Genomic DNA, 24,240 nt, shown 5'->3' with positions numbered 1-24,240 from the left:
CGGTCGCGCGCAACCGCTATAAGACGGGTAGTCCGGAGAATGGCCGTCTAAACCCAACGCGCGTACCCGCTTGAAATCGAAACGATTTCAGCGTCGCCAACTTTACAGGGATTGCCTAAAGATGCAAGTTCGGCACCGTCGATACGCGGACACAACCGCCCGGAACGCTTGTATCCGGGCACGCGGGGTTTTGGGCGACGGACAAACCCAAAAGACATGGCATGGGCTTTGCTTTTGCAATATCTCCAAATCCATAGAGCCAGCCATTATTTCCGCCTCATGAGCAACAGTCATAACGAATTAAGCCCGGTACAAATCGAACATTTATCGTCGTTGCGATATATCAACCCAATCGATGAACACATGAAAATCGTATCCAGCGTCAAGGTGCTCGATAACGCTCACCCGCACGACACGTCGGCGCTTTTGATACTGGACATTTTTATTGACGACAAGCAAATCGACCGAATCAGTTTCAATTTACACCATTATGCCTATGAAGAAATCATAGAGCTTGCCCGGCATATTCGCGACAATGATTATATTTTGCGAGCGGTGGACGCCGCTCTGGCGGGAGATATTGAATAAATTCAGCGTTGCCACGCTAGCGATCAACTCGAAAGCGTGGCAAATATTAGAAGTTCGAAAGGCATTTAATTCAAATGACCGGACGTCGTTTTATTCATCCCATTCTTCGTCCGCCATCTCGTCAAAACGGCCCTGATCTTTACCGGATTTTTGTTTAAAAATGCGCTCCAGCAGCGGAGACAAGGTACCGGCCAATTCTTTTTGTATCTCGGTCACTACTTCTTCAATATCCGGCCCGCCTTTAACGATGACTGGATGCGCGCCCAATTTGATCAACTCGTTGGTCGCGGAGCCGCCAACCGAGCCGCAGTAGACCAAATCGCAGCCGTTCAACCAAGCCAGTTTCGGTTTCAGCTTGTCTTCGTTACCGTCGCGTAGCTCCTTGCCAAATGATTTAGCCGCCAACGGGGTCGCGCTATCGGCATCGATACCGTACACGTGAAACCCAGACGACGAGCCGAAATGCTGATTGATAATTTCCCCATCCGAGCTTGCAAACGCCACCAGCAGCTTATCGGCTTCGACTTCAAGATCCGCAACACAATTTACTTCGGCAAGTTGACTCATATAACACTCCTCAAAGACTATTTTGACTCGAAAACGATTAAGTTAATATCCGGCTATCGACGATAATTAGCGCCGGAAATCGCCTCCAAAATAACAGGCGAAATTACCAAAAACCACCGGATTACTTTCGCTGGCGATATTCCGCGACCAGCACTTTAATCTTCAATCGCATAATTTCTTTCAGCATACGCATTTTTCGATCGTGTTCCTGATGCGCAATATCGTAGATTTGTTTTCTCAGCGTTTCATGGCTATCTTCAGGCAGACTCAAGGACCATTCGGTGAAAAAGGTATCGAAGCCGTCTATCGTTTTAATCAATTCAAATCTCAGTTTCTCTCTGTCGTTCTTCGGAATGGCCTTTAGCGCATCGTCGATAACCGCATCGAGCTCCGATTTTTGTTGCCTGTCCGGAACGGGGAACAGAATGATTTCAGACATAAATACCGACAATTGATAAGCAAGCGAACACAACATTATTTTTGCATAACGTGCTTAATTCATATTTTACACCACTTTATAAGCAATTGATTTAACGACAAAAAGATTGTATTTGTTTGTTGTGTTTGTAACAAACAAGAGCCGGCCGCGAGCGCGATGTTTGAATGGTTACAGTGGCGGGTGAGTCCTGAGTCGCCACCCGTTTTGAAATGCGGCCGGAGGTGCCGAAGTACCGATCGCCCAGGCAGAGGATAGACAGCAGAGGGAGCAAAACCCGCATCGCGGCGGCGGAGTTTGTCCGTTGCGTCCGGCAATTGCCGGACCGCCCCATCCCCCCAATCGGCGACTCCGGACTCCCCGCGATAACAAGCGTTCAAGTTCGCACGGTTTCCCACTTCGCGGAATTCGCAGCGCGGGAACCTCTATCGCAAGGCCACTAATTCGGCCCGCAACGATAAACGTCCGAATAGCGGTGCTCCGAGCGGGCAACGTAAGCGCGGACCCTCGCGCAGCAATAAACCGCGCCTTGCAAGCGGAAACTAGCCGAGAACCATGCAATCCGGTTTAGCCGACACAAATTATGACCGATATTCGGTTCGCCCAGCGAAACACAATGCGGTACGCCGTTTGACAGTCTCAGGGCGAGGAAAAGGTAAGGCTTGATCGGCCAAAAGCTGTCAATGACCTATTTTTTTGAATGACCGATTAAGGTTACATAAGCCCCATTAGCCATGAGTATTCTAGGATGCCTGTTGCTGATCATAATCACGAAATACGTTTTCATGAAATCTGCAGAAATGTATAGACAGCTTAAACAGAAATAAGTAAAACCCAGCCTGACTAAGGGTAAATTGTTTTTTTCTATCTGTTTTTTTGCAGAAAAGTTGTACGGGCAATGTGTGCAAGTCATCTAGCACAGCAATATGATCTGACTCCAAACATCCTCCTTTGGGAAGATAGAACAACGAAGTCACTCGTTGTAGTTTAATTGAGCTAATTTTCGTTGAAACTTTCTCTACATCAATTCCGTTCCTAGTCAGCAAATTTTCATATAGAGAAAGAGGAATGATGGGGGCAAATATCATGCGCGCCGGAACCTCTCTTGGATTTTCCGGACTAATATCGCAACTGTTGCTAAGAATAATTCCTCTTATTGACTTCCGATCACCGCTTTCTAGATTAATTATATCAAGACCGTTCCAGCCATCGCCTTGCAATAATTCATCTTGGCATTTTGTCGTGTAATAATTAATTTTCTCAGGAAAATCTTTAAGTGCTTTAACAAGGCCATTTTTTGCTTCCTGAGTCAAATAATATGGGATGTGATCGTTAATGTTCTCTAAAGTAATACCCATAAATAAGTTAGCTTTGATACAAGTCCCATAAATTATCAAATAAAACCCGCTCAAATTCATGGCCTAGAGCTTCTTGATTTGAAGAAAGCTCCTCATAAAAACCAGTAATAGCAACTTCAAATATTGTTTCCTCTGATGCCGCGTATTGTCTGGTCAAAATATTCTTGTTTGGTTCATGCGTTGGAGATGTTCCAAGCAGAACAAAAGCATAATTATTGCTATTCGTGAAATTTAATGCACTTGAGGATGGCTCACTATTGCAATCGGAAGGCAAGAAGGTGCCGGCCAATATTCCTGCTATCACAACCGTGCCAAATGTTCGGGATGTCTGTGCAGTATGGTATTTATTCATATTCTGGCTCCAGTCGCGCGATAGTCTGTTCAGTAATGCAATCGAAAAATGTCTCTTTGTTTATCCGATGAATATGCTCAAGTGCGTTATCCAAATCTACCTCAAGCTGTTCAACGGAAATGCCGCCAGTGTCCTTTATAGTATCAATATCAATCACAACACCGTGACGTTCAGAGTTGTTTGGCATAAGCACTTTCGCTCCAGAAATAATCTGTAGGATGTTGATGAACCCCTCAACGGAAATTTCCATTCGCACTTGATAAGGCTCCTTAGTTAAGTTATGACTTCCAATTCTCAACGATAAATTAGCTAAACTAACTTGATCAGCGAAGTCATCAGATTCTATAAGATCAACATATTTGGTCGAATAGCGTACAACCTTGTCAATTAATCTACTTTTCTTTAAAATACCAATCAATTTAATAATTGTTGGCTTAAAATCATTCCATCCTTTATATGGCAAGTTGCAAGAAACAGCTATACTGCGATCACCAATTAAAAAACTATAATTATCTAAACGAATACGGACGAGTGGAACATATTGTAAATTTGGATCGCTGTTTCGTAACGCTTCTGGTATTTCGAACTGTGGAAGCCGTTCTAATTGCTTTTCTCCTTCAAATTCCGAAAACAGAATTCCAGGCAGTATACTGGACACGGGAAAATGAGTAATAAAACGACACTCAAAAAGGGCGTCCAATAGTGGTTCTTTGCAAAGTCGCTTTGGAAGTCTGTTGGCCATATTTACGCTAAGTATATGTGTTTTTTGAATTTAAACGGCAATGAATAGCTTAATTAATTACTATGCCCAGATGCTACCTTCACAGAGAAAGGCAAACTGTTTCGTGCCTGCAGACATACAAGCAATACAAGGAATTAAATATTTAATCGTAGATATACCACCAAATTTACTTCTATATAATATCGATTAAATCTGTGTATGTTTTTATCTATCCGTATATCATTGCCACGAGTTAGCAATGGCCGGTAAAGATCAAAGCAAAGACATTACACCAGATGGAGCGACTGACCGCAATGGGCCGAAACCCGCCATCCCCAAAATTCAGCGCGGCTCTAAAACGTCATCGGCGTAACTCACCGTTTATGTTACTCCTCCCGGTCCACCAAGCTCGGGCAGGCGGTAGCAGTATAGGCGGGTGCGGCGGGGATCGGAGAGTTCGACGACGGTTTCAGGCGGCCAATCCGGAATCGGGAACGACGAGGAAACGAACAGGCTGCCGGGGCGCATTTCGGCGCGGACTTTGCCGCCGATTTGGATCATCACGGCCGGAGACAGAAAGGCGTAACCCAAGTCGTATTCGGCCAAGGACTGCTGCCAGAGGTTGCAACGTTGGACCGCGACATTGGCTTGACCGCGACAGCGCCAGCGGGCCAGCAGCCAGGGCAGTGGCGCTCGCTCCCAGGCGGCAATCCTCAGTTTGGGACACTGCCGCGCCAGCGGCAGCGCGACGCTACCGACGCCCGCGCCGATTTCGACGCAGGTTTTCGCCCCCTCTGTTTTTGCAATGTCCGCCAGCGCCAGCGCCACGGCCGGCGAGGACAAGAACAACGGCACGTCGCCGCGAAACGTCCCCCAAAACACCAGCAGCGTGACCAAAAATCCGGCCAAGTACCAGACCGGCGACAATTGTAGAGTCGTAGCGAGTACCAGCGCCGGCAGGAAGACCAAATGGATAGGCAGCCACCACTTGGGTTGGCGAAGCAGACGAGAGAATACTCCGGCGGCGGCGGCCTGGATCAGTAACAGCCAGCCTAGCGGTTGCGGCCAGTAGCGATTTAACGAAGCGGTCAGGACGAGTGCGGCGGCTTGGCAGGCCAGAGCTTTGAGCCATTGCATTGCGACCTACTTCAGCCGGATTTCGCGTGGAAAGTCAGGACGGGAACGACGCTTTGTCGAAATTGGGTGTTGTTCTTCGGCACGAAGCTTCATTTTCCGGGACAATGCGGCGGCGTCATAACGGCGGCTCTAAAAATCCGTTTGGCAATATACCGTTCCGGTGCCGGAACGTCTTCGATCGCGGCTGAAGTCGCTCCGCCCCTCTTTTCATACTCCGAGACGAAAATCCGTTCGGCCGTCAGGAAGTCGGCCCGATCTTGGTATTTTGCTGTATCGCCGGAGATACATTTTGCAAGGCCGGCAGGTCCTCCGCTCCGTCGTGCAGCACCTGGTTTTCGGTCTTCTTGTTCATAACGATGATCGAAATACGCCGGTTCATCGGGTCGGTCGGGTCTTGCACGTTGTAGGAAATACTCGATGCCAGCCCCACCACCCGCAGTACCTTCTCCTCGCCCAACCCCCTTGGGTCAGCTCCCGGCGCGCCACGTTGGCCCGGTCGCTGGACAGCTCCCAGTTGGAATAGCCGCTCCGGTTGCTGGGAAACGGCAACGCGTCGGTGTGACCGTTGATCGTCACCTTATTGGGCAGTTCGTTGATCACCGGCGCCAATTCGCGCAGGATGGCCTGAGCATAGGTTTCAATCCCGGAACTGGCCAGCTTGAACATCGGCCGGTTTTGGGCATCGATGATCTGGATTTTCAGGCCTTCCGGCGTGGTTTCCAGTTTGATTTGATCCTTGTATTCGGCCAGTTTGGCGTTGGCATCCAGCATGGATTCGATTTTTTCCTGCAATTTTTCCAGCTTTTGCTTTTCCTGTTCCTCGGCCAGTTTTTCGATGTCCTCGGGCGAAGGTGGCGCCGGCGGTGGCGGCTTGTCCTCGCCCATGTGAACCTGACCGACATCCTTGGAGGCCAAATCCGAGCCGCCGGCCTTAATGATGTTGGCGCGGTCGCCGACGCCGGAACCGCTCATCGCCACGCCGAACGGGTTTTGGAAATACTCGGAAATCCCTTTCTTGGTGGCTTCGTCGGTCGAACCCAGCAACCACATCAACAAGAAAAACGCCATCATCGCCGTCACGAAGTCGGCATAGGCGATTTTCCAAGCGCCGCCGTGGTGGCCGCCGTGACCGCCTTTCTTGACCTTCTTGATGATTATCGGTTGTTCGGCCATCGCGGATTACCCTTTACTTGCCGGCTTTCAAGGCCGCTTCGAGTTCGGCAAAGTCGGGCCGAGAGTGATGCGGAATCGTGGTCCGCATAAATTCGACGGTCATGGCCGGCGACGTACCTTTCGCGCAATTCAGCAAGCCCTTCTGGGTGCATTTGTAGGCATTGCTCTCTTCTTCCAGGCGCGCTTCCATCACCGACGCCACCGGGCCGATAAAGCCGTAAGACACCAAGATACCGAGAAAGGTACCGACCAAGGCCGCCGCGATCAATTTACCCAGCTCGGCCGGCGGAATACCGACCGACTCCATCGTATGCACCACCCCCATCACCGCCGCGACGATACCGAAGGCCGGCATGCCGTCGCCGACTTTTTGGACGGCCTTGATCGGTTCGTTGCCTTCGGCATGATGGACTTCGATCTCGGCATCCATGATGTCCTCGAGCTGATTGACGTCGACGCCGGTCAGGATCAAGCGCAGTTTGTCGCAAATGAATTCCATCAAATGATGGTCGTGGACGATTTTTTCGCCGAAGATCGAGCTGCCTTCCGGATCGTCCACCACTTTTTCCAGGGATAACAAGCCTTCCTTACGGGCTTTTTGACTCAGCGCGTTAAAGCTCATCAGCAGCTCCATGTAATATTCCTTGGTATAGGTGCTGCCCTTCAAGGTGGCGGTACCGCCGGCCATGGCCGCCTTGCTGACCGTCAGCGAGTTGCTGGCCAGGAAGGCGCCAAACGCCGAACCGACGATGATCAACACCTCGACCGGCTGCCACAGCACCCCGAGATGTCCGCCGGCCATCAAGAAACCACCCAGTACGCAGCCCAGGATGATTACATAACCAATGATTACGAACATTGTTGCCCCTAAAAGTTAACTAGAACATTCAAGCGATGGATTTTGCCGGCTACGCGTTGGCCTCGCCCCGCTAAACCGATGGCGCCGGCAGCGGTTCGACCGGTTTCAACACCAATTTGCTGAGGGCCGGCAACACCACGAAGGTGCAGGTCATGATCCAAAAAATGCCTATCGTGATGACCAAGCCCATGCTGGCGATGCCTTGATGCGGCGAAAACGCCAGACCGATGAAGCTGGAAATCGTCGTCAACGCACCGTAGAACATGCCGCGGGCGGTACTGGACTGATAAATGTTTTGCTCCTCGGACAAGGAGTGGTGCAGTTTCTCGACCATGTGTATTCCGTTATCGACACCCAAGCCCATTAATAAAGGCAGCGCGATGATATTGGCGAAGTTGATCGGCGTGCCGGTAAACACGGTGGTCGCCATCGTGAACAAGCCGGCCAAGACCAGCGGCGCCATGACCAGCAGCGTATCGACGATGCTGCGCCGAATAAACAATAGCAGCAACGCGATGGCGGTCAATGCGATGATGATGGCTTCCTGGAACGAAGCGATAACGGCCTTCATCGACTCCCAATACATCACCGGCAGGTCGGTGGCGTCGGGCGCGACGGCCTGCACGTCGGTGATAAAGGTTTGCAAAGCGTCGAGATCGTTCAAGTCTTCCTTAGGAAAAATCTGGATCCGGTACAGCCCGTCCTTGCTCAGCCAGCGTTCGCCGATTTCCGGCGGAATGCTGGCCATCGTCACCGATTCGGCGTGAAAGCCGGTCAGCAACTGGTTCATCACGGTCGGCAAGGTCCCGAGCAGCGATGTCTGAATTTTTTCGATAAACACGCCGCGATCGGGCTGCAAGCGGGCATCCAGCTCGACCAACACGTCTTGCAACTCGCTTTTAAAGGTTTTTAGCGACTCGATTTCGGCGGGTTTGGTCTTCTTCGGCAAATTGGCGTCGATCGCCGCAATCATTCGCTTGATGGCCTGCAGCGGATCGGAGCCGACTTTCAATTGCGGAAAAGATTGACTTTGCGGCCCCAAGGTCAGCATCATGTCGTCGATGATCGCCAATTTATCGTCCTGATCCTCCGGCACGAAATCGAACAGACTAACGGTCTTGTCGACGGTTTTCAGCGCGGTCAATTTCTTTTGCATGTCGCGGGCCTCGGCTTCGTTCTTGGCCAGCACGGTCAGCGTCATCGGCGAGGTATCGCGCTCCTTCATCAAATCCTTAAAGGCAATGACCGATTCGGTATTCGGGTCGCGCAAATTCAAGGGATTGAAATCGGTCTGCACCTGGAAGACGAAATAAATCGCGGCCGCCGCCAGAACCAGCGTCGCGAACGCGATAGGCTTGGCGTAATGCAGCGTAAAGGTTGCCAAGCTGGCGGACAGCTTGGAGGCGCCGGGTTGTTCGCCGTGCAGATCGTGGAACGGCGGCGCCGGAATGACTTTCAGCAATACCGGCAAGACCGTCAGCGTCACGAACAAACAGATGAACAAACTGGTACCGGCCAACAAACCCAATTCCGAGATGCCTTGGTAGTCGGTCGGAATAAAGGCGTACAAACCGATCGAGGTCGTGCCGGCGCACAGCATCAGCGACGGACTGGTCGCCAGCAGCGCCGAGCGTATCGCCTGGGTCTTGTCCTTGCCGTGCAGGTCCAGATTGTCGCGGTAGCGCAGGCAGAAATGGATCGCGTATTCAACGCCCAAGCCGATATTCGACACCGCGAAGGCCACCGAAATCAGGTTCAGTTGCTTGACCGCGACCGACGCGAACAATCCGCAAAATACCATGCCCAAGGCCAGCGTCGCCAGCGTCGCCAACATCAGCAGCCAGGAGCGGTAAGCCACCAGCAAGATGCCGCACACCAACACCACCGAGAAGATGCTGGCCGTGAACGTGCCTTCGCTCATGCCGGCCATTTCGTCGTGTTCCAGGCCGACTTCGCCGGTGATCCAAACCTTGACCTTGGGTAGATTGGGGTCCTGGATCTTGTCTACCGCCCGGCGTATCGTGTTGATGGCCGGCTCGACCGGCAGAATCTGGCTGAAATCGAATTTAGGCGTAACGAAGATGAAGGCCTTGTCCGACTGCTCTTCGCTAATATTGTTTTCGGCGATCAATTTTTGCCAGGACAGCAGGTCGGTTTCGCCGTTCAGCGTCTTGTGCAGAGAGTTGCTGACCTTGTCGATCAATGAAATCAGGTCGATGGGCACTTCCTCGGTTTTGGTTTCGGCGTTCAGCGCGTCCTCGAAAATCGAGAAAAACCCGGTCAGGCTGGGATCGGCGGAAATACGGCCGATGAAGGGCTGGGCCTGGGCCAAGGTCACCGAAAAATCCTGCAGCTTGTCGGTATCCAGATAGAGCAAGCCGTTGCGTTGGAAAAACGCGTTTTCGTCGGGCCGGTAAACCTTGGTGAAATGCTCGGTGTCGGACCGCAACTGACGCGCCAAACGCGCGGCGGCGGCCTTGGTCAATTCCGGGCTGGAGGACTCGACCACCAGCAGCATCGTATGGATTTCCTGTCCGAAGGCCTTCTCGAAATTGCGACGATTTTGCTGAAACCGCGATTCCGGCGCGATCAACTCGGCGGTATCGGTATTCACGCTCAAATGCGTGCTGGTGTATTCGATCGCGCAATAGGCCAACAGCACCGCCACCGTCAACAGCAGCCCCGGCGAATACATCAGCCAATTGCCCCAGCGGAACACCGCGTTGCGCAAACCTTGTTCCCAGTTCATATTCAAGCGCTCACCACGGTTTCGATCAGGTACAAGGTATAACCGACGTAAACGGCCAGCAACAAGCCGCCCTCGACCCGGTTGATACGACCCGAGCCGCGTTTGCCGGCGTAGCCGAGCGCGAACAGCGACAACGTTAGCAAAGCCATGACCGGCCAATCGCGATTGACGATTTCGACCGGAATCGCCATCGGATGAATCGCGCCGGCCAAGCCGACCACGGCCAGGGTATTGAACAAGTTGGACCCTATGATGTTGCCGACCGCCAGGTCGTGCTCGCCCTTGCGAGCCGCGACGATAGACGAGGCCAACTCCGGCAGCGAAGTGCCGACCGCGACGATGGTCAGACCGATAATCAAATCGCTGACGCCCAAATCGTGGGCGATCGACACCGCGCCCCACACCAGCAAGCGCGAACTGATCACCAACAAAATCAAACCGCTGACCAACCAAATCATGGCTTGAGCAAACGACATCCGGTGTTCGTCCAACTCGTCTTCGATTTCGCTTTCCAACACATCGGCCTGCCGGGATGGGTCCTTGGCGCTTTGCCACACCATCCAGCCCATCACCGCCGCGAATACCGCCAATTCCAGGAAGGCGTCGCTACGCGACATGTCGCCGTCGTATAGCTGGCCGAACGCAAACAAGGTCACGCCGAACAGAATCGGCAATTCCTTCTTGATGATTTGCGACTGAACCACAATGGGACTGATCAACGCGGTAACGCCCAAAATCAACGCAATGTTGGTGATGTTGGAACCGTAAGCGTTACCCAGCGCGATGCCCGGATTGCCTTGCAAGGCCGACAAGGCCGACACGCTCAGTTCCGGCGCCGAGGTGCCGAAGCCGATGACGACCATGCCGATCAGCAACGGCGACATTCCCCAAAACCTCGCCAGCGCCGCCGCGCCTTCCACGAACAAATCGGCGCTCCAGACCAATACGATCAGCCCGATGACTATCATCAACAACGGCAAAGCCATAAACTACCCTTATAAAGCAAACATTAAAACCAAGAACACGACCGATCAATCGACGGTCCAGTTGACCCAGCCGCCATAGGCGGTGGCGATGACGACGATACCGAACACGATCCGGTACCAAGCGAAAATGATGAAATCGTGGTGGCTGATGTAACGCAGCAAGCCCTTCACCGCCAGCAGGGCGCTGAAAAACGCCGCGATCATGCCGACGCCGATCAAGGCCACGTCGCCGTCGGTTTTCAGCAAGTCGCGAAATTTGTAGAGTTTGTAGGCGCTGGCCGCGGTCAAGGTCGGAATCGCCAGAAAAAACGAAAACTCGGTCGCCGCCTTGCGCGACAAACCGAACAACAAACCGCCGATAATGGTCGCGCCGGACCGGGATGTGCCGGGAATCAACGCAAAGGCTTGGGCCAAACCCAGCTTCAACGCATCCAGCGGGCTAAGCTCGTCGACGCTCTCGACCCTGACAACGTGTTCGCGCTTCTCGGCCCAAATGATGACCAGGGCGCCGACGATAAAGGCCAACGCCACCGGCACCGGCCGGAACAACACCGCCTCGATTTGCTTGCCGAACAACAAGCCCAGCACCGCCAGCGGCATAAAGGCGATCGCCAGGTTCAACACGAATTTCTGCGAAGTCCGCTCGGTCGCCAGACCGGCGAATACCGAAACGATCTTGGCCCGATATTCCCAGCAAATGGCCAGGATGGCGCCCACCTGAATCACGATCGTGAACAGTTTGGCCTTGTCGTCGTTAAAGTCCAGCAGATCGCCGGCCAAAATCAAATGGCCGGTACTGGAAATCGGTAGAAATTCGGTCAACCCTTCGACGACGCCGAGAATCAGGGATTTGATGAGCAGGGTAATGTCCATGGTTTAATCAGGCTCCGCGCCTTGTCGACGCTAGAAAGGCTATCAGCATGTGGAAGGGATGTATCGAAAGACGACAAACGACTTTAAAAAAGCCACGCAAATGCGGCGGGATTATAGTCGAAAACTCCGCGGCGAGTCAGCATGGCTACTCCGCCGCGCCGGCCGTGCATTTCCAGATTTGGCGACCCGGTGGACCCGAGCGGCGAATTCGCGGTGCCGCGACTTTGCGCCGCGCCCGCCGATCTGCCAGAATGCGGCGTCGGCCGCTTCCGAGGCAATCCATGAACGCTACCCGCGAATACCCGCCGCTGATCGCCGCCTTGCTGAATCCGGCGATGTACCCGCATCCGGTCAAAACGGTGGCGATTCTGGAAACCCATATCTCGTGGGTCGTTCTGGCCGGGCGCTACGCCTATAAAATCAAGAAGCCGGTCGATTTCGGATTCTTGAATTTCACCGACTTGGCGCAACGCGAGTTTTTCTGCCTAGAAGAGTTGCGCCTGAACCGACGCCTGGCGAAATCGCTTTACTTGGACGTGGTGACGCTGGGCGGCACGCCGGGACACCCCGGCTTTGGCCTGAGCCCAACGGTGGAATACGCGGTAAAGATGCGCCGCTTCGGCGCCGGCAGACTATTGGATGAGTTGCTGAATCAAAATCGGCTCACGCCGTCGCACATCGATCATCTGGCCGACATCATCGCCCAATTCCACGACGGCCTGCCGCCCGCGCCGGCAACATCCGCATTCGGCACGCCGGACGCCGTCGCCGGGCCAGCCCGGCAGAATTTCCAACAGTTGGCCGAAACGGCGGCGGGCCGGAAATTCGCTGATCTAACCCAGCTGGCGGCCGCCAGCGCGGCCGAATTCGCCGCCGACGCCGACATCTGGCCGCGCCGCCGCCAAGCCGGCCGGATTCGCGAATGCCACGGCGACCTGCATCTGGGCAATATCGTGTTGCTGCGCGACCGGCCGGTCGCCTTCGACGGCATCGAATTCGCCCCCGAACTGCGCTGGATAGACACGATCAACGACAGCGCGTTTTTGGTTATGGACTTGCTGCATCGCGGCCGCGCCGATCTGGCCTACCGGTTTCTGAACCGCTACCTGGAAACCGGCGGCGATTACGCCGGCTTGGCCGTGCTGCGTTTTTACTTAAGCTACCGGGCCACGGTGCGCGCCAAAATCGCCGCGTTCCGCGCAGAACCAAGCGGCGACCCGATCCACCAGTCCGAATGCCACGCCTACCTAAAGTTGGCCGAAGCCAGTCTGCGGCGGCGGCGGCCGGTACTGCTGATCACGCACGGCCCGCCGGGCTGCGGTAAGACCGCGATTTCGCAGCTGTTATTGGAAGGTTTCGGCCTGATCCGACTGCGGTCCGACGTCGAGCGCAAACGCCTGTTCGGCTTAAGTCCCACCCAGGCCAGCGGCTCCGGGCTCGACGCCGGCCTGTACGCGGCCGAAGCCGGCCGGCAAACATACGTCAAACTTGCCGACACGGCCGGCGCGTTGCTGCGGCTGGGCTACCCGGTCATCGTCGACGCCGCATTTTTGAAACTGGAGCAACGCCGAGCGTTTCGCGATCTGGCCGCCGAACTCGACGCCGCCTTCATGATCGTTGCGGTGACGGCGGAAACTAGTCTGGCGCGCCGCCGCATCGAACGGCGCCTGACAACAGGCGGCGACGCTTCCGAAGCCGATCCGACGGTGCGGGCCCATCTCAGCGCCTCCGCGGAGGCCCTGACCGACACCGAGCTCGAACATACGCTGGTCTGCCGCAACGACACCACCCCACCACAGCTCCCCGAAATCTTATCCGCCAGGCTGCGGACTTTACTGAACCCGGAGGCGACCCAACCATGAAAGCCATGATTTTCGACCGTCCCGGCCTGCCGCTCCGGGCCGCCGAGCGGGATATTCCGGAATGCGGCGCCGAACAAGTGTTATTGAAAGTCAGCGCTTGCGGCGTTTGCCGCACCGATCTGCATATCGTCGACGGCGAACTGACCGAGCCGAAACCGGGATTGATCCCCGGCCACGAAATCGTCGGCCGGGTCGTCGCCAAGGGCGCCAGCGTAGAACGTTTCGCGATCGGCCAGCGCCTGGGCGTGCCGTGGCTGGGCCAGACCTGCGGCCACTGTCGGTATTGCCTCGGCGGACGGGAAAATCTGTGCGACCAGGCTCGCTTCACCGGATACACACTGGACGGCGGCTATGCGCAATACGCGGTGGCCGACCAGCATTATTGCTTCGCGCTGCCGGACGATTACAGCGACGCCGAAGCCGCGCCGTTGTTGTGCGCCGGCTTGATCGGTTACCGGGCGCTGGTCGCGGCCGGCGATGCCGAAACGGTCGGCATTTACGGCTTCGGAGCCGCCGCCCACATCATCAGCCAGGTGATGGTCTGGCAGGGCCGCAGCTTGTTTGCGTTCACCAAGCCCGGCGACGACGCGGGCCAGCGCTTTGCCCGGCAATTGGGCGCGTCCTGGACCGGCGACTCGAATAGCGCGCCGCCGCGCGCCATGGACGCGGCCATCCTGTTCGCGCCGGTCGGCGCGTTACTACCACAAGCCCTGGCACATACGGTCAAGGGCGGCCGGGTGGTTTGCGCGGGCATCCATATGAGCGAGATCCCGGCGTTTCCGTATTCGATCTTGTGGGGCGAACGCAGCATTCAGTCGATCGCCAACCTGACCCGCCAGGACGGCGAGGCATTTTTCGAGATCGCGCCGCGCGCCGGCGTACGCACCAGCGTGGAAACCTTTGCGCTCGGCGATGCGAACCTAGCGTTGGCTAGCTTGAGAGCCGGATGCATTCAAGGCGCGGCGGTATTGACGATGCCGGATTGAACCGTTTCCACCAATCGCGGCCTATAAACCGGCTATTCCCGACTTCGCCGAAATTTTCGTTTGGCGCTTGGCTAAGCGCGATTTCCGGGTAAATTAGCGGCCGGATAACCGCATTTCCTAGCAAGGGCCAACTTTGCTAAAATCACGCTCCCGCCTTCACGATAATAACTATTACTATTCAAGAGCCATGAACAAAAAGAAAATCATCATTTTCGCCGCCTGCCTCGCGGGCTTGCTGGCGATCCAAATCAAATTCTTCCTGCCCTTTATGTACGATATCGCCGCATCCGACCTGTTCTTGGTCGAAAGCAAAGACGCCGCCAACCCGATGCCGGTCAGCAACGATATGACCGCGGTGGCCTTTGCGCACTGCAACAACTACATCAAGGCCGACGCGGACGAAGATCAGAATTTTAATTTCGCCGGCCAACCCACCAACGTCTGGAGCTTGGGTAATTACGAATACATCGTCAACGCCGATGTCGAGATCAGCGGCAAGGACACCGCTCCGGTACTGCGTCACTACGCTTGCCGCATTCAATACACCAAGGGCGACGATACCTCCGGCGCGGCCGACATCGAAAACTGGTCGTTGGACGGCATCAGCGGCTTGAAGGACTAAGACGTCGGCCCAATCCTAATCCCAATCCCCCGCTTTAACCGTTTGCCCGACATTAAACCGGGCGGACGGTTGTTCAAGCTCCCCAACGACGGCGTTCGCCGTCAATCGATCCGCTTTAAGCCGACCCGCATCCGCCGATAGCTAAGCGGATAGTCGGAAATTACGCCGGCCCTTGCCCAAACGGCCGTCCGGCCGGTTCGACCGGAACAGTCCGCATAACCGACGAATAGAGACAGCGGCTCCGCTAACCGAAGTAGGCGGCGCTTAAACTGCCGCCACCACTTGGAATCTCGGCTTAAGCCTTACTCAACGGCCGCTACCATCCGTGTCAACGAAACGGGTTCCCAAACCATCCCCAGCCGAATCCGCAAGACTCGGCCGAGCGGCCGGGACCCGCTAAAAGTTGATCGTGATGGTGCCGCGTACCATGCGCGGCTCGACCGGATGCTTCAAAATGCCGGTGCCCGGATTATTGTAGGGATAGTTGTAATCGTAGGCGTAGGCGATGTCGTTGCTTTGCGAGCCGAGCAGGTTGAACACGTCGATTTCCAATTTATATTGCTTGCGCTTGATACCGGCGCCGAGATTGACGATGTTGGTATCGCCGGCCCAAAAGGTGCCGGATTCGTCCAGCGGTACGTGGCCGAAGTGGCGGAAGCGAAGCGTGCCGAACAAGCCGGTGCTGCCGGTCGGATCTTCGACGGTAATCCCGGTGCTAATCACCCGGCCAACCGAGTTGGGGACGAAGTTGTCGGTCGCGCCGTCCGGCCGCTCGGCGAAACGGGCCGTGGTCAACGCATAGTCGGCGTCCAGCGTCAGCCAATCGGTCGGCTTGTAGTAGTTGGTCCACTCGATACCATAGCGGTGCGACTTGCCGTTGACCTCGGTAGTGCCTTCGTCGCCGACGAACACCAGCTCCTGGCTGGACTCCAGCCACCACAACGCGAAGGTGCTGTTCAAGCCGGGAATGAAATTGCTGCGGATGCCGGCCTCGCCGCCGCGCGACCACGCCGCCGGCGTAATCCGCGCCGAGGAACCCGATAGCAAGGCGCCGCTGGTCGGCTCGTAATTGAGCGTCGTGCCTCTGGCATCGTTGGAATGGTAGCCGTAACCGATATTGAAGAAATACTCAGTGTTGTACCAGGGACCGATCACCAAGCTGAGTTTCGGGCTGATCATCGCCTTGCCGCGACTGCCGGAGTTGGCGGCGGCCACGTTGGCCGAACCGCTGCCGGTATCCAACACCTCGACGTCGTTATTGATGAAATCGCCGCGCAGGCCGGCAATCGTTCGCACTTTATCGTGCCAGTGGGTCGTGTTCTTGAAATAAGTGCCTATCGTGGTCACGCCGACATTACTTTTGCTGACGGTATTGACGATTTGGCGCGCTTCGGTTTTGTACAAGCCCAGGCCCATGATCTGATCGTTACGGAATTGCAAGCCGACGCTGTTATCCATATCGAAGCCGAACCATTTGTTGTAACGGGTATGTTCGAAATGACCGCCGGTCTGCACCCGGCGCTCGGTTTGCAGGATTTGATCGCCGCCGGGACCGCGTGTGAAACCGCTGAAGTTGGAATACAAATTCAAGTCGGTGTACAACACGTACAGATTGGCATCGTTTTTCCAGTCGCTGCCTTGGTTCCAAAAACTGCTGGAAACGCTGTAACGGTTGGTTTCGCCGCCGTCGGTCGGGTCCATGCTGCCGTAGAGTCCGATGCCGCCGTTGTCGACCGCCGCCTGCGGAATCTGGTTGGTCGCGGTCCAACTGTTCGAATACGCCTTGGCGTTCAAGGCCAGCCCCCAATCTTCGCCGCCCAATGAATAGCGCAGTTGGCCGTTGAATTTCTTGGAATCTTCCGGCACCTGCCAGACGCCGTTGTAAAGGTTGAACTCGCCGGCATACAGCAAGTCGCCGTCGCCCAGCTTCATCGAGTCGGCGACCAAGGTGCGGTAGTAATCGTACTGGCCGGCGGTGAATTTCAATATGCCTTGCGACAATTTATCCATCGTGTACATCTTGGCGTAACCGGCCGCCGAGAAGTCACCGACTTCCGCGTAGTAGGGCCCCTTGCCGTATTCGACTTTCTTAACCAACTCGGGAATGATGCTGTTGATGTCCATATAGCCCTGGCCGTGGGCGTGGGTGGTCATGTTCATCGGGATACCGTCCACATAGGTCGTGAAGTCGGTGCCATGGTCCAGGTTGAATCCGCGCAGGAAATATTGATTGGCCTTACCGGAACCGCTGTGCTGGGTGGCGACCGCGCCGGGTATGACTTCGACCAGCTCGCCGTTACGGGACAACGGACGATGCTCGAATTGTTTTTGGCTGACCTCGCCCTGCGAGGCCGATCCGGCAATGCCGATCAAATCCTTGGCGCGGCCGGGTTCCTCGACCTCGACGGCTTCCATCTCTTCAATCTTCTCCTGCTTGGCCTTGGTTTTGCGCTTGACGGACTCGGCGCGCGCCGGCACGGCCTCAGCGGTTTGCACGGTCTGGTCCGGTTCCGCCGCGAAGCCGAACTCGGCAAGACCCAATCCTAAAACCAACTCCAGGCCGATGGCCAAACGGGTTGTTCCTAATTTTCTGTTGTAACACTTCATGTCAGCTCCGTGCATATTGCCGAGAATGTAGATTTGACGCCGGCCAATCCTGACCGGCGCGATGGGCGGCGCATGGCGCCAATGATTGCGAATGCTTCATCGTCTTCCTCAAGTGTCGAAAATTTCGTTATTTTTATGGTTTTGGTGTTGACCTTGACCGGAACCGGCCAGAGTTTGGCTAACGCGAGCGGCGACTTGTCGGAAATAAGCCGGCGCGAACGAAACTTGAAATCCACCGATACGACGCGCTTCGGGACTACGAGAAGCTAGGTCCGGTGCGATCGCGAAACGCAGCGATGGGACAGGCAGGAGATCGACAGGGCGATACCGGCTATCGGAAAATGTTACGAAGGTAAGGCCGCCGGATACGGCAAGCATTGCGCGAAAACAGTGGTTTTCGGCGGGAAAAATCGGGAAGGTATCTAACGGGGCAAAAACGAAGCGAGCGGAAACGACGGGCAAGGCAGGCGGCGAAGTCAGGCCGACGCCGTTACTCAGCAGCGATTTGCCCGGCGTGTGATTAATGCTCGGAAAAAAATGCTTGAAGCGGATATGAGCGGAACCGCCGTCGTCCGGCGCAATCAGGGCTAAACCCGATTCGGGCCGCCCACCACCGTCGGCGGTTTCAGCTAATCCGCGACGGAGTTCGCAATCCGCCACCGCTTGAGCCATGCCGCGCCGCGCCGATGCCGACACCGCCTCCGACACGCGTTCGACCGATTGCCAAGCCGGGAGATGCCCGTCCTCGAAGCCCTCGATTGCCAAGCTTTCGGCCGCGAAAGCAGGCGGTGCGGCTTTCGCGAGCGCTATGTTCGAGAAACAGGCCGTCAGCAGAAAGGCGGCAACCAGCACCGCCAGCTTGGCGACCAGGAAGCCGGCGCCGTGCAGCAGCAGGGTCGCCAACATGAAACCTGCGGTATAGGACAATAAGCTTGCCGAAGCCGAAATTTCCTGGCCGTGCGCAAGCCCGTGGAAAAAAGCGAAAAACGCCACGATGGCCAGATTGACAGTCGTGCCGTAACTGACCCGCCGCCCAATCAACACCGCAAATACTACGCAAGACAGCAAAATCAGCCCTTCCATGCTGGGAATCGCCAACCCGGCCGCGCCGGCCAAACCGCCTAAACTCATCACGCCGACGAAGGCCAACGGCAACATCCAGACGGCGCGGCCGCGTAGTTGCGCGGCCCAGATACCGACGGCCAGCATCGTCACCAAATGATCCCAACCCTTCCAGGGGTGGTTGAAGCCGCTGCTCCAGCCGCCGATGTCGGCGCCGGCGAATGGCCCCGCCCAAAACCCCAAGCCCACCACCGACAACAAGCCCAACGCCAACCAACGCGCGAGCACGGGTCGCTGGCGATAGGCGGCGGTTATGCGAGTAGTGGGCGACATCGGAGATACTCTGGGAGTGGTTAGGGCTTAAAAAATATTTGTAGGATGAATTGACAATCTATCATACGGCAGATCATACTGCTTTCCGAATATGAATTTTAAAAAAACATCCCATCGCTACGGTAATCGAATGTTGCTGCTCGATTTACGCGCCACCAAAACTGTATCGCCTTCAACTATGCGGATGGAAATGGGTGTGGGTTTGCCCGTGATGGCTATGTTGATGCTGCACGGCCGCCAGTTTGACCGGCACCAAGTTCAGCGCGCTATGCCTAACGCCGGTTTCGGCGGAAAGTTTGTCGGCGAAACCGCGGATGCGCTGGGTCAAGCCGCGCAAAAACAAAGTCTCCAGGCAATCGTCGTGGTCCAGATGGACGTGCATCGACGACACCACCAAATCGTGGGCCTCGTGTTGATGACTGGTCAGGCGTTCGGACAAATTCCGCTCGTGATGGTTGTAAACGTAGGAAAGCGTCGCGATGCTGTAGATGGCTTCGTCTTCGATCAGGCGCTTGGTTTCGATTTCCTTGCGCAACAAATCACGCACGGCTTCCGAGCGGTTGGAGTAACCCCGAGCGCTTATCCATTGGTCGAATTCAACGGCCAATTCGTCGCTCAAAGAAATGGTAAATCGTTCCAAGACCGGCTCCTGTCGTTATTGTTATCGGAAACGCCCGATTATAACCCAAGCCGACCGGCGCCCGATCTGCAACCGGAAACACGCCGGCCTTGTCTCGTCAACGGAGCCTGAATGTCCTCCGGCCCCTACACTCACGATCATTTCAGCAAGATCTTGATTCGCGGCCAGGCGGCGATTGCACTGCTATTGCTGCTGCTACTGCCCGCCGCCAACTTTTTTATCCCACCGCTTACAGCCTGAAGGCCGGCCTGCACGGCGTCTGCGCGATATTGGCAGTCGTCGCCGGCACCTATCTGACCCACCGCGCGCTGCCGCTGGTCCGAGGACTGCCTGTCGATCAGACCTCGCTGCGGTATTGGCTGCTGACCGCGACACTGCTAAATCTGGCAGGCGCGATTAGCGGCAACTGGATCTACATGCGCTATCGCGGCCAGCACGGTCCGCGCGACTGGATATTGCAACAGGTGCCGGCCTTCCACAACGTGTTGATGGAATTCAAGGAATTCGTTTCGCTGTTTCCGTTTCCGCTAATGTTGTCGGCCACCTTTCTGTTGTATTACTACGGCCTGCCGAACGCGCTACGCCGCGACGTCGCCCGCTTTGTCGGCGTGACGATCTTAGTGTCCTGGAGTTTTCTGCTGCTGGGTTTCGCGGCCGGCCTAATCCTGGCGAAACTCCGCTTCGTTTGACCTTTACGAGCCGACCATGACAGATTCCACCGAAAACCGAACCTCATATTCCGGCCCGGCCGTCGCCGCCAGCCTGTCCTTGCTGTTGGCTTTTTTAACCTTGATGATCACCCACCACATCTCGCGCCTGACGCCGACGCTGGATAAATGGGTGCACGGTTACGGCTACTGGATACCCGGCTCTCGCGGCAGCGGACCGGACGGCAGCATCGGTTCCTATTCCGGCAAGGAAACCCTGGCGCTCGGGGTCTGGCTAGGCAGTTGGCTGATTCTGCATATTCTTTGGCGAAAACAGGAGCTGGCTCTGCAAACCTGGACGCGGCTGTTCGTGATCGGTTTGGCCTTGATCACCCTCGGTTTCTTCCATCCGCTCGCCGATCCCATCGTGTTGTTCATCGCCGGCTGGTTCGGCCTTCCCTAAAGCGCCATGCGGACAAAATTCATGCTTCGCCACACACTTATCGCGATCCTTGGTTTGGCAACAACTGCCGCCAGCCAGGCCGAAGGTATCCTGCTGAAATCCGATCCCAAGAACGGCGCCGAAATCGGCGAGTTCGACGGCACGGTCAAATTTTGGTTTAGCGGCAATGTTGGCGGTCGCTCGCCTTCGGTCGTGGTCGTCAACGGCAACGGCCAGCGGGTCGACAACGGCGATGCCCGCTTGGTTCTCGGCGAACGGCATCGACTAACCGCCACCACCAAGCCCTTGCCGCCCGGCCCTTACGCGATGCGTTATCGGGTGATTACCGAAGACGGCCTGATCGTCAGCGGCGTGTCGAAATTCGTGATCGCCGCAACCCCAGCCGCCCCGGAGAAACATCCATGAATCGCGCTCGACTGATTTTCGGTCTCATCCTGTGCGCGGGCGGCATCGAACAAGCCGCGGCGTCGGTGCCGCTCGGCGGCAACCGCAAGGGTGCCGGCGGCAGCTACGACCTGTACGGCTGCATGCTCAGCAACGATTACTACGTCGTCAATTTTGCCGCCTATCAGTTCGACCCGACCCAGGCCAAGGACAGCAAGGCCTTACCTCAAGCTGAATGCGTGGACATTCCGGCGACCGGCAAGACCCAGCTCAGCGTCGACTTGCTAGACCTGGACGTCCGCAAGAAACCGGTAGCCTTGAAAATTCTACGCGAGGACGGCCAAATCATCGCCGAGCTACCAATGACGGTCGCCAAGCAAGGCGTGCTGACCACCACCGTGGATTTCAAAACCCCCGGCAAATACCAAGCGATACTCAGTGTCGACGACACCGATCTGCATACCGCGCCCGAAGTCGGCGCGCTGCGCATGCCGCTGACGGTCGGGCTAGCCGTGGAAAGCACCGGCCCCGCTAGCCGCCTATCCGTTCTGATCGGCGCCGTCGGCATCGCCATTGCCGGCGCGGCCTATTTTGTGCCCCGCCTGTTAAAACCTCGACCGGCCGATTCGACCGGCTGAGCCGCGCTCATCATCCGGCCGACAAGGGTACCGCAAAATCCCGCTAAGGCAGGGACATCCACCGCTTATCCAACCGTCACAGGAATCGACGATGAAAACTCTGATTTTTCCACTGAGCTTGGTCGCGGCCTCGGCCTTGCTGTCCGGCTGCGCCCATCGCCACGACGAACAGAGCTCCGAGCAAATCCAACAAAACTTCGTACCCGGCCTCGGCGAATTCATGGCCCAAACCGCCGCCCGCCACGCCAAACTCTGGTTTGCCGGCCAAGCCCGGAACTGGCCGCTGGCCGCCTACGAAGTGGACGAACTGCACGAAGGCCTGGAAGATGCCGGCCGCTATCACCCGAGCCACAAACACATCAAGGAGCCGGTTCCAGCCTTGATTGCCGCGCATTTGGATCAACCGTTAGCCAGCCTGGAGCAGGCTATCGCGGCGCGAGACCCGCAAGCATTTGTCGAACATTACGATAAGCTGACCGAAGCCTGTAATAGCTGCCACCGGCAAACCGAGTTCGGTTTCAACGTGGTCGTCCGTCCCACAAGCAATCCGTTTACCAATCAGGCGTTCGGCACGTCCGAGTAATGACGAAGGTGGCGCCCTGCGTGGCGCTATCCCCCAAACGCTTTCTACCTCAAACCTGCCCGTTCAAGACAAGAATGCTAATCTCCGCCGGGCCCGGCAACACCTAAACAATAAAAAGCCGTCAGTCCAACGGACTTGACGGCTCAATGCCAGGCATCGAACTAAACTCGCTCGATGCCAAAACCCCCGTTTATTGGTATTTCGGCAGATTCGCGAAACCTTCCTTGGCAGTCTTCAGCTCTTGTTCGGCGCCGGCAAAATCGGATTTTTTCACCAGCTCCCTGGACTTTTTCAGCTTGAGTACCACTTTGTCGCGTTCGAATTCGAATTTGTAGTTGGCGCTCAGTTCGCTGGCAATTTCAGACGCATCCTTGATATGGGTCGCGATTTCTTGAGCATTCCCGGAAGGTAGCGCGTCCAATGCCGCCTGAATTTTCACATCGACTTCTTTCAAAATCTCGGGGATCGGTTTTTTTACTTCTTTCGCGAACGTCGAGCCGCTAAAGCCCAATAAAGACAAAAACAGCGCGAAGGCAACAAACATTTTTTGAAACGACATGGGGTCTAAACCTCTAAATATAACTGACTGATAATTAAAATTATTGTTTCGGATACATCATTAATTGCGCACTTACCTAAATACTCCTTTTTTATCAAACGTAAAAAACGGCGAATGGAACTCTCCGCTAACGATCTAGCGCGCCATCGGCCTTGCTTGCCGATACTTTCGCGCTAAACGACCGAGCAAGCTCCCGATTCCAACGCCGACAACCAGCAAGATCAACGTCGCCAGCGCAAAGCCCCCTGAATACGCGACGGCGTCGGCATCCAGCCACATGTCATAGGCATGCAAGTAACCGTGCAGCACTGCCACCAGCTCGACGCTCAACAGTCCGGCGCCCACCGGCACTCTCGCGCCCAAAACCAACAACAAGCCCAGAATCGATATCGAAGCGACCATGACCGCTTCTGCAAAGGGAATTTCAACGGGGATCAGCGTCAAGCCGCAACCGACTGCCATAGCCGCCACAAACCCCAGCGGCAACAAACACCGCAAAAGGCCGGAGGTTTGCGAAATCCATAATCCGACGGCCAACATCGTCAGCAGATGATCAGTGCCGGTCAACGGATGAAGTAAGCCACCGACAAAGCCGACGGATTCAGCCCCCCAGTGAAACGGATGGGCCTCGACAACCAGCGGCTGTAACAGAAGGACCGGAATCGTGCGTTGTAAAAAATCTGCCCTGCCATCCATCGCTACCTCCAATCAAGGCGGTTGAATACTGACCGATACCCCAGGCGTCTTGCCGGAAAAGGCGAAAAACTTGGCCCGGCCGAGCGGATTCAATCCAGGCAACCGCGCCAAGAGCGGACATGCCAACTGTGAAGACATGGCGGGGGCCGAGAAAACCGGCACTTGGACAGCAGTCCAAAATAGGCCGCCCCTAACCATTAGGGTATCGCTATGCCTTACCCAACCAAGCCTGGAATGCCTCAAGGCTGAGCGGATGAATAAGACGAGTTCATTTTAGCAGGAATAGGAATAAATAAAAATATTTCATAACAGTCTGATTTTTTTGCCGACCCAGCTCAACGCCGGCGTGCGAAGCGGCC

Annotated in this window: 27 protein-coding genes; 10 read left to right on the top strand and 17 right to left on the bottom strand. The window is 55.7% G+C overall.

Features of this window, described 5'->3' with window-relative positions; all coding sequences use genetic code 11:
• The first annotated feature begins 111 nt into the window (after positions 1–111).
• A complete protein-coding gene (locus ACP4CD_RS19760) occupies positions 112–588 on the top strand; it encodes a hypothetical protein (protein WP_139306274.1) in 477 nt (158 codons plus the stop codon).
• Between the two features lie 90 nt (positions 589–678).
• On the opposite strand, the gene ACP4CD_RS19755 is transcribed toward ACP4CD_RS19760, so the two are convergent.
• The 12 genes from ACP4CD_RS19755 to ACP4CD_RS19700 form a co-directional block, all read right to left on the bottom strand.
• Complete coding sequence (locus ACP4CD_RS19755) at positions 679–1,155, bottom strand: NifB/NifX family molybdenum-iron cluster-binding protein (protein ID WP_426992240.1); 477 nt, start codon at positions 1,153–1,155, stop codon at positions 679–681.
• Between the two features lie 121 nt (positions 1,156–1,276).
• Positions 1,277–1,594, bottom strand: a complete 318-nt coding sequence (locus ACP4CD_RS19750; protein WP_426992239.1) for a hypothetical protein — start codon at positions 1,592–1,594, stop codon at positions 1,277–1,279.
• A 740-nt stretch (positions 1,595–2,334) separates the two neighbouring features.
• Positions 2,335–2,949: a hypothetical protein gene (locus ACP4CD_RS19745; protein ID WP_281021510.1), complete on the bottom strand. Its 615-nt coding sequence runs from the start codon at positions 2,947–2,949 to the stop codon at positions 2,335–2,337.
• Between the two features lie 7 nt (positions 2,950–2,956).
• Positions 2,957–3,301, bottom strand: a complete 345-nt coding sequence (locus ACP4CD_RS19740; RefSeq protein WP_426992238.1) for a hypothetical protein — start codon at positions 3,299–3,301, stop codon at positions 2,957–2,959.
• Positions 3,294–4,043 (bottom strand): TIGR04255 family protein, encoded by a 750-nt coding sequence (locus ACP4CD_RS19735; protein WP_281021512.1) that lies wholly within the window; start codon positions 4,041–4,043, stop codon positions 3,294–3,296. Before ACP4CD_RS19735 ends, ACP4CD_RS19740 begins: the two co-directional genes overlap by 8 nt.
• Positions 4,044–4,403: 360 nt before the next feature.
• Positions 4,404–5,159, bottom strand: coding sequence for a hypothetical protein (locus tag ACP4CD_RS19730; protein ID WP_426992237.1), 756 nt, complete (start codon positions 5,157–5,159; stop codon positions 4,404–4,406).
• A 238-nt stretch (positions 5,160–5,397) separates the two neighbouring features.
• On the bottom strand, positions 5,398–5,538 hold the full coding sequence (locus tag ACP4CD_RS19725; RefSeq protein WP_426992235.1) for a hypothetical protein: 141 nt from the start codon (positions 5,536–5,538) through the stop codon (positions 5,398–5,400).
• Positions 5,535–6,332, bottom strand: a complete 798-nt coding sequence (gene motB, locus ACP4CD_RS19720) for a flagellar motor protein MotB (protein ID WP_426992234.1) — start codon at positions 6,330–6,332, stop codon at positions 5,535–5,537. Before motB ends, ACP4CD_RS19725 begins: the two co-directional genes overlap by 4 nt.
• A gap of 13 nt (positions 6,333–6,345) precedes the next feature.
• The gene (motA, locus tag ACP4CD_RS19715; protein WP_064030896.1) at positions 6,346–7,191 is read right to left on the bottom strand and encodes a flagellar motor stator protein MotA; all 846 of its coding nucleotides are present in this window, start codon (positions 7,189–7,191) and stop codon (positions 6,346–6,348) included.
• Positions 7,192–7,261: 70 nt separating this feature from the next.
• Entirely contained in the window at positions 7,262–9,940 is a 2,679-nt protein-coding gene (locus ACP4CD_RS19710; RefSeq protein ID WP_426992233.1) for an MMPL family transporter, read from the bottom strand.
• A 2-nt stretch (positions 9,941–9,942) separates the two neighbouring features.
• Positions 9,943–10,926: a calcium/sodium antiporter gene (locus ACP4CD_RS19705; protein WP_168028137.1), complete on the bottom strand. Its 984-nt coding sequence runs from the start codon at positions 10,924–10,926 to the stop codon at positions 9,943–9,945.
• A gap of 45 nt (positions 10,927–10,971) precedes the next feature.
• Positions 10,972–11,799, bottom strand: coding sequence for an undecaprenyl-diphosphate phosphatase (locus tag ACP4CD_RS19700; protein WP_313730469.1), 828 nt, complete (start codon positions 11,797–11,799; stop codon positions 10,972–10,974).
• A 281-nt stretch (positions 11,800–12,080) separates the two neighbouring features.
• On the opposite strand from ACP4CD_RS19700, the gene ACP4CD_RS19695 reads away from it, so the two are divergent.
• The 3 genes from ACP4CD_RS19695 to ACP4CD_RS19685 all read left to right on the top strand — a co-directional run bounded on the left by ACP4CD_RS19695 (position 12,081) and on the right by ACP4CD_RS19685 (position 15,269).
• Complete coding sequence (locus ACP4CD_RS19695; protein ID WP_426992232.1) at positions 12,081–13,661, top strand: AAA family ATPase; 1,581 nt, start codon at positions 12,081–12,083, stop codon at positions 13,659–13,661.
• Complete coding sequence (locus ACP4CD_RS19690) at positions 13,658–14,647, top strand: zinc-dependent alcohol dehydrogenase family protein (protein ID WP_064030901.1); 990 nt, start codon at positions 13,658–13,660, stop codon at positions 14,645–14,647. Before ACP4CD_RS19695 ends, ACP4CD_RS19690 begins: the two co-directional genes overlap by 4 nt.
• Positions 14,648–14,834: 187 nt before the next feature.
• The gene (locus ACP4CD_RS19685) at positions 14,835–15,269 is read left to right on the top strand and encodes a hypothetical protein (RefSeq protein ID WP_071158810.1); all 435 of its coding nucleotides are present in this window, start codon (positions 14,835–14,837) and stop codon (positions 15,267–15,269) included.
• 396 nt (positions 15,270–15,665) lie between these two features.
• Here ACP4CD_RS19685 and ACP4CD_RS19680 read toward each other — a convergent pair whose 3' ends face one another.
• The 3 genes from ACP4CD_RS19680 to nikR form a co-directional block, all read right to left on the bottom strand.
• Positions 15,666–17,876, bottom strand: a complete 2,211-nt coding sequence (locus tag ACP4CD_RS19680; protein WP_426992231.1) for a TonB-dependent receptor — start codon at positions 17,874–17,876, stop codon at positions 15,666–15,668.
• A 108-nt stretch (positions 17,877–17,984) separates the two neighbouring features.
• The gene (locus ACP4CD_RS19675; RefSeq protein WP_426992229.1) at positions 17,985–19,271 is read right to left on the bottom strand and encodes a HupE/UreJ family protein; all 1,287 of its coding nucleotides are present in this window, start codon (positions 19,269–19,271) and stop codon (positions 17,985–17,987) included.
• A 172-nt stretch (positions 19,272–19,443) separates the two neighbouring features.
• Positions 19,444–19,911 (bottom strand): nickel-responsive transcriptional regulator NikR, encoded by a 468-nt coding sequence (gene nikR, locus ACP4CD_RS19670; RefSeq protein ID WP_071158816.1) that lies wholly within the window; start codon positions 19,909–19,911, stop codon positions 19,444–19,446.
• Between the two features lie 111 nt (positions 19,912–20,022).
• On the opposite strand from nikR, the gene ACP4CD_RS19665 reads away from it, so the two are divergent.
• The 6 genes from ACP4CD_RS19665 (at position 20,023) to ACP4CD_RS19640 (ending at position 22,626) form a co-directional block, all read left to right on the top strand.
• Positions 20,023–20,151, top strand: a complete 129-nt coding sequence (locus ACP4CD_RS19665; protein ID WP_426992228.1) for a hypothetical protein — start codon at positions 20,023–20,025, stop codon at positions 20,149–20,151.
• A 29-nt stretch (positions 20,152–20,180) separates the two neighbouring features.
• Positions 20,181–20,600, top strand: a complete 420-nt coding sequence (locus tag ACP4CD_RS19660; protein WP_426992227.1) for a hypothetical protein — start codon at positions 20,181–20,183, stop codon at positions 20,598–20,600.
• 16 nt (positions 20,601–20,616) lie between these two features.
• Positions 20,617–21,021 (top strand): hypothetical protein, encoded by a 405-nt coding sequence (locus ACP4CD_RS19655; RefSeq protein WP_426992226.1) that lies wholly within the window; start codon positions 20,617–20,619, stop codon positions 21,019–21,021.
• 21 nt (positions 21,022–21,042) lie between these two features.
• Entirely contained in the window at positions 21,043–21,426 is a 384-nt protein-coding gene (locus ACP4CD_RS19650) for a copper resistance CopC family protein (protein WP_426992224.1), read from the top strand.
• Positions 21,423–22,043, top strand: a complete 621-nt coding sequence (locus tag ACP4CD_RS19645; RefSeq protein ID WP_426992223.1) for a hypothetical protein — start codon at positions 21,423–21,425, stop codon at positions 22,041–22,043. The genes ACP4CD_RS19650 and ACP4CD_RS19645 overlap by 4 nt, the downstream gene beginning before the upstream one ends.
• Before the next feature lie 91 nt (positions 22,044–22,134).
• Positions 22,135–22,626 carry a hypothetical protein gene (locus ACP4CD_RS19640; RefSeq protein WP_426992222.1) on the top strand — a complete coding sequence of 164 codons (492 nt, stop codon included), beginning with the start codon at positions 22,135–22,137 and terminating at the stop codon, positions 22,624–22,626.
• Between the two features lie 190 nt (positions 22,627–22,816).
• Here ACP4CD_RS19640 and ACP4CD_RS19635 read toward each other — a convergent pair whose 3' ends face one another.
• Both ACP4CD_RS19635 and ACP4CD_RS19630 read right to left on the bottom strand, forming a co-directional pair.
• On the bottom strand, positions 22,817–23,185 hold the full coding sequence (locus ACP4CD_RS19635) for a hypothetical protein (protein ID WP_426992221.1): 369 nt from the start codon (positions 23,183–23,185) through the stop codon (positions 22,817–22,819).
• 135 nt (positions 23,186–23,320) lie between these two features.
• Positions 23,321–23,881 (bottom strand): HupE/UreJ family protein, encoded by a 561-nt coding sequence (locus tag ACP4CD_RS19630; RefSeq protein WP_426992220.1) that lies wholly within the window; start codon positions 23,879–23,881, stop codon positions 23,321–23,323.
• Positions 23,882–24,240 lie beyond the last annotated feature (359 nt).

Origin of the sequence: Methylomonas stagni, from assembly GCF_050154735.1 — a bacterium.
In the GTDB taxonomy this organism is placed as follows: domain Bacteria; phylum Pseudomonadota; class Gammaproteobacteria; order Methylococcales; family Methylomonadaceae; genus Methylomonas; species Methylomonas koyamae_A.
This window is presented reverse-complemented; position numbering and strand designations above follow the sequence as displayed.

Excerpts from the sequence above, each read along its gene's own strand:
- ACP4CD_RS19640 (WP_426992222.1), top strand. The coding sequence starts at position 22,135 with ATGAAAACTCTGATTTTTCCACTGAGCTTGGTCGCGGCCTCGGCCTTG.
- motB (WP_426992234.1), bottom strand. The coding sequence starts at position 6,332 with ATGGCCGAACAACCGATAATCATCAAGAAGGTCAAGAAAGGCGGTCAC.
- motA (WP_064030896.1), bottom strand. The coding sequence starts at position 7,191 with ATGTTCGTAATCATTGGTTATGTAATCATCCTGGGCTGCGTACTGGGT.
- ACP4CD_RS19650 (WP_426992224.1), top strand. The coding sequence starts at position 21,043 with ATGCTTCGCCACACACTTATCGCGATCCTTGGTTTGGCAACAACTGCC.
- ACP4CD_RS19645 (WP_426992223.1), top strand. The coding sequence starts at position 21,423 with ATGAATCGCGCTCGACTGATTTTCGGTCTCATCCTGTGCGCGGGCGGC.
- ACP4CD_RS19755 (WP_426992240.1), bottom strand. The coding sequence starts at position 1,155 with ATGAGTCAACTTGCCGAAGTAAATTGTGTTGCGGATCTTGAAGTCGAA.
- ACP4CD_RS19740 (WP_426992238.1), bottom strand. The coding sequence starts at position 3,301 with ATGAATAAATACCATACTGCACAGACATCCCGAACATTTGGCACGGTT.
- ACP4CD_RS19750 (WP_426992239.1), bottom strand. The coding sequence starts at position 1,594 with ATGTCTGAAATCATTCTGTTCCCCGTTCCGGACAGGCAACAAAAATCG.
- ACP4CD_RS19675 (WP_426992229.1), bottom strand. The coding sequence starts at position 19,271 with ATGTCGCCCACTACTCGCATAACCGCCGCCTATCGCCAGCGACCCGTG.
- ACP4CD_RS19680 (WP_426992231.1), bottom strand. The coding sequence starts at position 17,876 with ATGAAGTGTTACAACAGAAAATTAGGAACAACCCGTTTGGCCATCGGC.
- ACP4CD_RS19635 (WP_426992221.1), bottom strand. The coding sequence starts at position 23,185 with ATGTCGTTTCAAAAAATGTTTGTTGCCTTCGCGCTGTTTTTGTCTTTA.
- ACP4CD_RS19710 (WP_426992233.1), bottom strand. The coding sequence starts at position 9,940 with ATGAACTGGGAACAAGGTTTGCGCAACGCGGTGTTCCGCTGGGGCAAT.
- ACP4CD_RS19705 (WP_168028137.1), bottom strand. The coding sequence starts at position 10,926 with ATGGCTTTGCCGTTGTTGATGATAGTCATCGGGCTGATCGTATTGGTC.
- ACP4CD_RS19700 (WP_313730469.1), bottom strand. The coding sequence starts at position 11,799 with ATGGACATTACCCTGCTCATCAAATCCCTGATTCTCGGCGTCGTCGAA.
- ACP4CD_RS19655 (WP_426992226.1), top strand. The coding sequence starts at position 20,617 with ATGACAGATTCCACCGAAAACCGAACCTCATATTCCGGCCCGGCCGTC.
- ACP4CD_RS19685 (WP_071158810.1), top strand. The coding sequence starts at position 14,835 with ATGAACAAAAAGAAAATCATCATTTTCGCCGCCTGCCTCGCGGGCTTG.
- ACP4CD_RS19695 (WP_426992232.1), top strand. The coding sequence starts at position 12,081 with ATGAACGCTACCCGCGAATACCCGCCGCTGATCGCCGCCTTGCTGAAT.
- ACP4CD_RS19735 (WP_281021512.1), bottom strand. The coding sequence starts at position 4,043 with ATGGCCAACAGACTTCCAAAGCGACTTTGCAAAGAACCACTATTGGAC.
- ACP4CD_RS19725 (WP_426992235.1), bottom strand. The coding sequence starts at position 5,538 with ATGAACCGGCGTATTTCGATCATCGTTATGAACAAGAAGACCGAAAAC.
- ACP4CD_RS19690 (WP_064030901.1), top strand. The coding sequence starts at position 13,658 with ATGAAAGCCATGATTTTCGACCGTCCCGGCCTGCCGCTCCGGGCCGCC.
- ACP4CD_RS19665 (WP_426992228.1), top strand. The coding sequence starts at position 20,023 with ATGTCCTCCGGCCCCTACACTCACGATCATTTCAGCAAGATCTTGATT.
- ACP4CD_RS19630 (WP_426992220.1), bottom strand. The coding sequence starts at position 23,881 with ATGGATGGCAGGGCAGATTTTTTACAACGCACGATTCCGGTCCTTCTG.
- ACP4CD_RS19730 (WP_426992237.1), bottom strand. The coding sequence starts at position 5,159 with ATGCAATGGCTCAAAGCTCTGGCCTGCCAAGCCGCCGCACTCGTCCTG.
- ACP4CD_RS19745 (WP_281021510.1), bottom strand. The coding sequence starts at position 2,949 with ATGGGTATTACTTTAGAGAACATTAACGATCACATCCCATATTATTTG.